The sequence below is a fragment of the Mesobacillus sp. genome (assembly GCF_049588175.1).
Taxonomy (GTDB): Bacteria; Bacillota; Bacilli; order Bacillales; family Cytobacillaceae; genus Mesobacillus.
In genome coordinates, this window is record NZ_JBAVFI010000726.1 from 1 (window position 1) to 1,949 (window position 1,949).

The 1,949-nt window shown below is 36.4% G+C and carries 2 protein-coding genes; one reads left to right on the forward strand and one right to left on the reverse strand.

Annotated features, from left to right (window positions below; translation table 11 throughout):
* The first annotated feature begins 234 nt into the window (after positions 1-234).
* A complete protein-coding gene (locus WB217_RS17610) occupies positions 235-474 on the forward strand; it encodes a DNA alkylation repair protein (protein ID WP_423994597.1) in 240 nt (79 codons plus the stop codon).
* A 178-nt stretch (positions 475-652) separates the two neighbouring features.
* Here WB217_RS17610 and WB217_RS17615 read toward each other — a convergent pair whose 3' ends face one another.
* On the reverse strand, positions 653-1,486 hold the full coding sequence (locus tag WB217_RS17615; RefSeq protein WP_423994598.1) for a hypothetical protein: 834 nt from the start codon (positions 1,484-1,486) through the stop codon (positions 653-655).
* Positions 1,487-1,949: the final 463 nt, after the last annotated feature.

Here is a 1,949-nt window from a genome sequence, read left to right on the forward strand (position 1 = left end):
CTCTTAAATCTCTTGTGATTGCTTCTTTAAGAATAAATTCTGGACTTTCTTCTCCCACCAATCTTCGGTTATTCCATAGGTCTCTGTATTCCTTCAATAATTTATCATACAGCTCTGATTGCATAGTTTCGCCTCCTGATTAAAAAGCCGGTACAAACCCACTCTAGTATATTTACATAAATCTGCTTTACTTTGCAAAAAATAAAACTAAATTACAAAGAAGGAGAATGCAAAATGAGTACCCCATACAGATGTCCTAATTGCAAAACAAACCGAACAAGATTCAATATGATTACACAAATACCGCAAGCAGTTAAATTAAATCCACAATCTGGAGAAGTTGTGGAACAATATTCTAATGATCAACTTGAACCTTTCCATCTCCCTTATCGGGGTCCAGAATTAAAAATCCAGTGTGCTGCATGTGGATTGGTAGAAGATGAAAAAACCTTCGCAAAGTTTGGCGAGCATTAATCTCTTTAAATGATTCTTTTTTAAATATGGTTAGGTTTTTGAAATCGATCTCCCTTTCCTTATAATACAAAGTTACTATACAAGGGAATGCTGCTGAGATTGGATTAATTTAGAAAATCAAGCATATTTACAGGTCCACCAAAAAAAGCTTGAGTTTTTGCTCAAGCTTTTTCCATTTTTACATTTTAATTCCATTATCTTTAAGAAACTGAACGGAATCTATCTTCCATTGCTCGTTGGGCATAAACCTCACAAGTTTTATTTTGCCGGTAAAATTCTTGCCTCCCACCCCTTTTATTTGCCAATTAATTTCAACTGGGACAGACAGTGTTAGCTCGTCCGTTATATCCTCATGGGGCAATATTTCCATTCGGGAAATTCTTATATTATCAATCGTTGGAAGTATTGTATCCCAGTCCTGCTCCTGAAGGGATATATAGGATATAATTTTAGGATCCTGCTGTTTGATTCCTGCAATAAAGGCGTTAACCAAGTCATATGGGTCAGTTTGTTCCAGGTATAATTCAAGATTACCGGCTGCCTTTAGGATCATTAACTTATGGGAAAGGTCCATAAAATTCGTTCTATGGGTAGTACTTCCGAAAAAATGGATGCAAAAATGACCAGGAAAGTTATTTTTCAGCGCCCCTCCACCATGAGGCATACCATGCATGGAAGCAGCTATTTTCATTTGTTCTTCTGAAATGACTATGATGGCTCGCCGCTTCCAGCTCCATTGACCACTATAGATTTTCTTCATGATTGCCGTATCTTCAGAAGTTAGGGGCTGTACATCCGCATGATTGCTTCCGGCTCGCCGCTGGACACGAAATTTCATACCCGTTTCCAAATCGACAACCGTGAACTTGCTGTATTTTGGAAGAATGTCATTGACCTCTTCCCATTGGAACATTTGAACCTTGTGATTAGGTGATTGTTTTTTGGCTTCGATGCCATTTCCATTATTAATTAACAAGATGCTGAGTATAAAAAGTAACCTCAATGCTTTCATATCGCTCAACTCTTTTTCTTTGGCTTTAAAAAAATCGCTACATGAAAGTTTTTGCTTTTTCTCTTTTTACTATTCAGGTTGGACAATTTTTCAAAAAGGCTGTTTTCTTAACAATTGTCGTTATTGTTCTATGAGGCTTCATAAAACCAATCCAATCAAATAAAAAAATTTAATGATTTTCGGAGCACTTCTTCAAACCATGCTTTTTCCATTGTATTTCTTTTAGCAAACCAAGAGACTGTATTGGTGACCTCTTTTTCTAATATTTGTACTTTCAGTTAACCAAGAGGCTTTATTGAGTACCTCTTTTTCCAATATTTGTTCTTTTAGGTAACCAAGTCGCCTTATTGGTGACCTCTTTTTCCAATATTTGTTCTTTCTGGTAACCAAGAGGATTTATTGGTAACCTCTTTTTAAAAAGGCTCTGTTAAACAAGGCTGTTGATTTTCGTTCCAGGCGCTTC